Source organism: Yersinia sp. IP36721 (assembly GCF_003634395.1).
Lineage (GTDB): Bacteria > Pseudomonadota > Gammaproteobacteria > Enterobacterales > Enterobacteriaceae > Yersinia > Yersinia entomophaga.
The window spans coordinates 1-7,165 of sequence record NZ_QCZL01000045.1 but is presented as its reverse complement, the minus strand read 5'-3'; the positions used below and the strand labels follow the sequence as shown (position 1 = coordinate 7,165).

The following is a 7,165-nucleotide window of genomic DNA, read 5'->3' as shown; positions in this document are numbered from 1 at the left end:
TGAAAGCGCGCCTTGAGCCGCAGGGCCAGGATGGCATGGCATCCTGATAACGCCCGCAGGCGAATCTAGCGCTGGCTCGCCGGACGAAGCGCGCCCGAGGGAGGTTCGCAGAACCCCACTTTCGCGCCAAGCCCGGGTGCAGGGTTGGGCGACTGCCAACCCGGCTCGGAAGCCTCCACGGTAAGTGAGGAGACAGTGAACTGCTGGGCTTTCGAAACCAGCCCCCAAACATTATCTATTATTCAGAAACTTATCTAAAAACTGCTTGGTACGCTCATGCTGCGGATTTGCAAACAACGCCTTCGCTACCCCCTGCTCGACGATCTGCCCGTGATCCATAAAGATCGCCCTGTCAGCCACATCGCGAGCAAAACTCATTTCGTGAGTCACGATCACCATAGTGCGTCGTTCTTCCGCTAAAGCTCGAATGGTGTTTAATACCTCGCCCACCAGCTCTGGATCCAACGCCGAAGTCGGCTCATCGAATAAAATCACTTCAGGCTGCATCGCCAAAGCCCTTGCTATCGCCACTCGCTGCTGCTGCCCACCCGAAAGACGGCGCGGATAGGCATTCTCCTTGCCGCTCAACCCGACTTTTGCCAGCAACTCGCGCGCCCTTTTCTCTGCGGATTCGCGCTTTTCCCCTTTCACAATCACCGGCCCTTCAATGATATTTTCCAACACGGAACGATGAGGGAATAAATTGAAGTTCTGGAACACAAACCCCACCTGCTGACGCAGCGCTCGTACCTGTTTTTGCTGCTTACTAATAGGTTTAGAACCGTCAATCTGAATATCACCAACGCGAATAGTGCCAGAGTCAGGAATTTCCAACAGATTAATGCTACGCAACAAGGTCGTTTTACCTGAGCCACTCGGCCCAATAATCGCCACCACTTCGCCAGTATTTACCTGTAGATCGATGCCACGTAGTACCTGTTGACCGTTAAATTGCTTGGTCAATTTCTTCACTTCAATGGTACTCATCGTTACTCCTGATCCTGACGATTAACATGTGCTTCTAGTCGATTCTGTAACGCCGACAACAACGTAGCCATCATCCAGTAAATCAACGACGCGGCCAGATACATGGTAAAGACTTCCAATGTACGCGAAGTCACTAACTGTGCCTGACGGAACAGCTCCGGCACCTGAATCGTTGCCGCTAGGGAAGTATCTTTTACCAGCCCGATAAAGCTGTTGCCCAACGGCGGGAGCGCCGTACGCCCGGCCTGCGGCAGAATCACCCGATATAGGGTCTGCCAGCGCGTCATACCGATACTGGCCGCGGCTTCCCACTGCCCTTTCTCAATAGAAGAAATAGCAGCCCTTAGCGTTTCCGAGGTATAAGCGGCGGTATTTAGAGATAAACCGAGCAATGCAGCCGGCATTGGGTCCAGTTCAATGTTGAATTGCGGTAAACCGTAATAAATCATAAACAACTGGGCGATCAACGGCGTGCCACGAAATATTGAAACGTAGAAACGGGAAAACAGTGAAAAAGGTAAAAAATGGGACAAACGCATCATAGCCAGCATAAAGCCCAGCGCTAATCCCAGAAACATTCCCCCCAGACTAAGCTGGAGGGTTAACCAGGCACCTTTCAGTAAAAATGGTGCTGAATCCAGCACCAGTTGAATACTTTCTTGCATTATTTAGTTACGTCCGCACCAAAATATTTCTCTGAAATTTTCGCCAAAGTGCCATCTTTTTGCATTTCAGCAATTGCTTGATTGATCGCCGCCAATAGCTCCGGATTATTTTTCCGCAGCGCTACGCCAGACTCCTGACGAGCAAAAGCCGGACCCGCAACAACCAAGGTATCACCGGTTTTCTTCACCAGATCCAGCGCGGCTAAACGGTCAACCAGAATGGCATCGGTACGACCAATACGCAGATCCTGATATTTAGTTGGGTCATCATCATAAGTACGAATATCGACGCCTTTCAGATTGGCTCGCAACCATTGTTCATAGTTACTGCCCAAACCGACACCGACCTTCTTACCCTGCAAATCTTCCGGCTTGTTGAATTTGCCTTCGTTGCCCTTTTTAACCAGAACCTGAATACCGGAAATTGTATAAGGCGTTGAGAAATCGTATTTTTTCTTACGATCTTCGGAAATAGTTACCTGGTTGATAGCGACATCAATCCGTTTAGATTCCAGCGATGCAAGCATACCGTCCCATTTGGTAGGCTGTATTTTGGCCTTCACCCCCATGTGTTCCGCCAATGCATTAGCGAAATCCACTTCGAAACCGGTCAGCTTGCCGTCTTCACCCTGGAAGCTAAACGGCGGATAAGTTCCTTCCAGCCCGACAATGAGAGTTCCACGTTGCTTAACCTGATCCAACAGATCGCCTGCCGCATAGGATTTGACGTTCAAGCCCGTTGCCAGTGCCACCGCCATCATGCCCAGAACCACTCGACGACGTACAATTGAAAAGCCCATAGATACCCCGATTGTCATGTTTATCGTTTTGATATCGCTACGTTATCAGTCTTAGGAATCAAATAAAGGAATATAACCTGATAACTATAGTTGAAAATGGAATAAATAATATCGATCCTCATATATGAGGATGATAGGCAAACAACGCCGGCGCGCCACCGGTATGGATAAATAATATTGGCCCGTTATCACAAAAGCGCTGTTGTGCCAGCCCGTCGATCAGCCCAGCCATGGCTTTACCGGTATAAACCGGGTCCAGTAACACCCCTTCCTGCTGCGCCAATAACTGCACAGCCGCCGTGCCTTCATCATTAGGGATACCGTACTGCGGGCCAAAGTATTCATCCCACAGATTGATATCCGCAACACTAGAAATACCGAGGGAAAGAGCCAGGTCTCGCTGAATTTGCGCCACTTTTGGCCGCTGCTCTTCGGCTTTGCGTGAAACGGTCACACCAATCAACTCCACTTCCGGCAATAACTGTTGTAAACCCACCGCCAGACCGGCATGAGTTCCTGCACTACCGGATGCCACTACGACTGAACTGAAATTAACTTTGCCCTGCGACTGCGCGGCTATCTCCAGCGAGCACTGAATGTAACCCAAGGCTCCCAAGGCATTAGAGCCACCCACCGGCACCACATAAGGACGAAATCCCTGCGCCTCCAATCGAGTCGCCAGCTCAGCCAACTGCGCATTGGGGTCGACCAAAGCGTCACACATCACCACTTCCGCATTAAATAGGTCCAATAGTAGGCGGTTACCATTGCTCAGATAGTTTTCTGCTTGCGTTCCCATCGGATTTTCCAGCAGTGCCACGCAATGTAAGCCTAGCTTGGCTGCAACGGCGGCAGTTTGCCGAACGTGGTTAGATTGAATGGCCCCCGCTGTGACCAGCGTATCCGCGCCCTGCTGTAAGGCTTCTGCAGCCAAAAACTCCAGTTTGCGCAGTTTATTCCCCCCCAGAGCAACCGGCGTGACATCGTCTCGTTTGATGTAAATTTCACGACCCAAATAATCAGACAAGCGGGAAAGTTTTTCTAATGGCGTGGTATGCCCAACCAGATCCAGACGCGGAAATTGCGCCAGTTTTTGTTGAAGAGTCACAGATCCTCCAAAAGGAATGAAATAGAACGATTCTATAGATTTATCAGATGTCAGATGATTAATCACTGACTTTTAGTGAAGGCTAAATCGATTATTAGAGTATATAAATGCAAAACGCCCGACGAGGCAATATTCCACCGTCGGGCGTCAATCAATAGCTGAATAAAATTTAGTAATTTTTTTGCCAGGCCAAATATTGATCGTATTTTCGCAATGCAATGCGATAATTATTATGTGCCGCATTTGGCAGATCATCGATAATTCGCTGATGCATGGTCTCACTGGCAAATTTCTCTGCCGGATAATTACTGGCTACCAGCATTTCATCTAAACGACGCAGACGCACCACATATTCCCTAACGGTACTGTGACTCATCTCAGTTTGTTCAAATAAATATTGTTTGAATGCCATAATGTCAAAATAGCCCGGCGAGCTATTACAATATATTTCACTGCAAAAACGGCACAGCGCCGTCAGCTCATTTTGTAAATTAACCCAGACCTGATCGTCAATCGGTTGATCCATTCCGGCAATGGCTTCTTTATTAATAATTTGCCCGCGGAAAACCAACGCCATACGTTCCAATTGTTTATTACAGTGCGAGCAGTGGGTTTGGGTGTGTTTATAATCTTTTAGATAGCGGCTCAGCGGCCTTTTCTTTAAGGTAAGTCCAGACATAAGAAGACCTGCATAAATTAGGCTAAAGCAAAAAATAAAATTGAGCGAATGTGAATTAAGAGTCGTTATTCAGGCGGGCACGTAAGCGTTTAATCGCCTGGCTATGAAGCTGGCTGACGCGGGATTCCCCCACCTCTAGCACTGCGCCGATTTCCTTCAGGTTCAGCTCTTCCTGGTAATACAGCGTCAGCACCATTTTCTCGCGCTCAGGCAATGCCTCGATCGCTTCAATGACGCGCTGACGGAGATTCCCTTCCAACAGGTGCTGCAACGGATTGGCATCATCATGCCCTTCCAATACGGGTTCAACGCTTTCGCCATGCTCTTCCCGCCACTCATCGTAGGAGAACAGCTGGCTATTATTGGTATCCAATAAGATTTGGCGGTATTCATCCAGATTGATATCCAGAATCTGGGCAACCTCTTGTTCCGTCGCCGGTCGCCCGACTTTTTGTTCAACCTGACGCATAGCCTGTGCCACTTCGCGCGCATTGCGGCGTACGCTGCGCGGTGCCCAATCGCGGCTACGCAGCTCATCCAGCATTGCACCGCGAATACGTTGCACGGCATAGGTGGTAAAGGCGGTTCCCTGTAGCGCATCGTAGCGTTCGACGGCGTTAAGCAGCCCAATGCCACCAGCTTGCAGCAGGTCATCCAGTTCTACACTGGCAGGCAGGCGAACCTGCAAACGCAGTGCCTCGTGGCGAACCAGAGGAACGTAGCGTTGCCAGAGGGAATTTTTATCCATCACGCCTTCGGCGGTATATAGATCGCTCACTATGACAGGCACCTACGGGTAAGAGAGTCGTACCATTATCCTGTCAGGTCACGCAGACAATCGCCGGAATAGACATAGAAAAGGGCGGCTATTTGCCTTATGCGCTTTTTTAGTTCGGGAGTGACAAAACATTTCTGCATAAAATAGTTGGCACAGGCCAATTTAAACCTGCGCCACAGCACGTTTGACTACACCAGCAGTTGCAAAAGAGATAAATCGTCGTTCACTTTGACTTGGTCGATTTCATGGATAAAATCGGCGGTGGCCTTGGCGCTATGCTGGCGGAAAGTGTGATAGGAGTAGAAAATATCGATGACATGTTCTTCGGTCAGATCGCCAATTTTAATCAAATGAGCGCTGATCAACGACTTGATAAAGAAATAATCGACCACCAGGAGATACAGGCTTTTTAGCAGAGGTTGATCGCCTTTCATTGCAAACTGGTCGTGGTGTAAACGGTATAGGAAATAGTTACGCAGCAGATAAGGACGCTGTTTTAGGAAAGGCATCGCCTGCTCATTCCATATGTTACCCAACTGTTTCATCCGTTCTTCCAACTGCTCATTATCAAAATCGATCACCAAATGGTTGATTAAATGTCCCAAATAAGCAAATAACGTTTCGCGGCCGCGCGCGTGAGGTGCGTCAGTAGTAAACTTCTGCAACCGCATTAATAACTGCCACTGAAGTCCCTGATTAAATGGAATGTTACTAAGATATCCTGCAATATCTCCATTCTGTAATTTATTCACCAAATCACCAAAGGCAGCTTCCATTGCGGGTAACTTGCTTTCTACATCACCACTTAATTTTTGGTAATACAGCAAGAATGATGTGATGGCGTAAATATTTTCTTCAATACGGCTTTGCTCCGGCATAATTAAATTAGCGCAGAACAGATTAACCAACTGATTTTCCATATTCAGATCAGAAGCTTTAAAATTTCCCGTTTGAGTAATAGTCGTCGCTTGCATATTTAATGCATTAGGATTCAGCAATACCTGGCGCGCTGCTTCCGGACAGGAAATGGTTAACGTATTTAATTTTTGCTTCTTATATATGTGCTCCATACGCGGATAGGTGGCACAAGTAACGCTTAATGCCCTCCCTCCCAGACGTTTATGCACATTACACAGACGTTCTTCATCTAAATAAGGGCAGTTTTGTTCTTCATTCAATTTTATTGAAGCCCAGTTTGCCTGACTTTTCTTACTAACAATAATATTGGTTACAGCGATACGTCTGATATCCGCATTCTGGCTTTTCGCATATTTTCGATAAGTCTCTTTATCGAGGGTAATAATCCAGCGTTTACAGCAATGGTCGCGGCAGGCGGAGCCTACACAGCTAAAGTTAGCCACATAATCTGGCTGAATGACCTGAAGTTCTTTCACTTAATACCCCTTCCCGTTGCTGGAATGCTTGCATGTATCATAGGCTAATACCCTTCTGAGGATGCTACCCTATGACAAAAGGCGGCTAAGAGCCGCCTTTGTATGATTAACCCTGACCAAATTAACGCAGCAGAGACAATACGGTCTGCGGAACCTGGTTAGCCTGTGCCAATACGGAAGTCCCCGCCTGCTGCAGGATCTGCGCACGGCTCATGTTGGACACTTCGGTAGAGTAATCGGCATCCTGAATACGGCTACGCGCGGAAGTCAGGTTGTTTACGGTGTTGTTCAGGTTGGTGATGGTTGACTCAAAACGGTTCTGAGATGCACCCAAAGTACTGCGCTGAGTATCAACCGCTTTCAGGGCTTTATCGATAGCAGCCAAAGGACCACCGGCATCTGCGGTACCGGCGGCGCCACCGGTCACGGTGCCTTTCAGTACGTCGAAGCCTTTGGCAGCAACGGTACGCACGTTACCGTTAACCGCTTCGCCTGCGTCAGTCGCTTCTTTCATTTTGGCATCAAGAGTCGCTTTAGCTGTAGCGGTGTCAGGCAGTTTAGTGGCATCGGCATCAGAGATTTTTTTCTTCGCGTCGTAATCAGTTTGTGCTGTATCAACCGCAGCTTTCTTAGTAAATGCGTAAGTATTGACAGTATCGCTAGAAATGCCGCCGGCGCCCGCCGCTGCCAGGTTCCAGCCCGCGCTTGAACCGATAGCGATGCTGATTTTCTCGCCGTCTTTAGAACCCACTTG

Annotated in this window: 8 protein-coding genes; all 8 read right to left on the bottom strand. The window is 48.5% G+C overall.

The window, feature by feature from the left end:
* Positions 1-231 precede the first annotated feature (231 nt).
* Positions 232-987 (bottom strand): L-cystine ABC transporter ATP-binding protein TcyN, encoded by a 756-nt coding sequence (gene tcyN / locus DBA33_RS19760; RefSeq protein ID WP_064517685.1) that lies wholly within the window; start codon positions 985-987, stop codon positions 232-234.
* 2 nt (positions 988-989) lie between these two features.
* Positions 990-1,652: a cystine ABC transporter permease gene (gene tcyL / locus DBA33_RS19755; protein ID WP_064517683.1), complete on the bottom strand. Its 663-nt coding sequence runs from the start codon at positions 1,650-1,652 to the stop codon at positions 990-992.
* The gene (gene tcyJ / locus DBA33_RS19750) at positions 1,652-2,452 is read right to left on the bottom strand and encodes a cystine ABC transporter substrate-binding protein (protein ID WP_064517681.1); all 801 of its coding nucleotides are present in this window, start codon (positions 2,450-2,452) and stop codon (positions 1,652-1,654) included. Before tcyJ ends, tcyL begins: the two co-directional genes overlap by 1 nt.
* A gap of 118 nt (positions 2,453-2,570) precedes the next feature.
* Complete coding sequence (locus tag DBA33_RS19745; RefSeq protein ID WP_064517679.1) at positions 2,571-3,560, bottom strand: D-cysteine desulfhydrase; 990 nt, start codon at positions 3,558-3,560, stop codon at positions 2,571-2,573.
* A 169-nt stretch (positions 3,561-3,729) separates the two neighbouring features.
* A complete protein-coding gene (gene fliZ / locus DBA33_RS19740; RefSeq protein ID WP_049597538.1) occupies positions 3,730-4,239 on the bottom strand; it encodes a flagella biosynthesis regulatory protein FliZ in 510 nt (169 codons plus the stop codon).
* Between the two features lie 55 nt (positions 4,240-4,294).
* Positions 4,295-5,017, bottom strand: a complete 723-nt coding sequence (locus DBA33_RS19735) for an RNA polymerase sigma factor FliA (protein ID WP_049597537.1) — start codon at positions 5,015-5,017, stop codon at positions 4,295-4,297.
* A 188-nt stretch (positions 5,018-5,205) separates the two neighbouring features.
* On the bottom strand, positions 5,206-6,411 hold the full coding sequence (gene fliB / locus DBA33_RS19730) for a flagellin lysine-N-methylase (RefSeq protein ID WP_120807058.1): 1,206 nt from the start codon (positions 6,409-6,411) through the stop codon (positions 5,206-5,208).
* A 121-nt stretch (positions 6,412-6,532) separates the two neighbouring features.
* Positions 6,533-7,165, bottom strand: a 633-nt coding sequence (locus DBA33_RS21045; protein WP_276148136.1) for a flagellin, incomplete at its 5' end; no start/stop codon positions are given.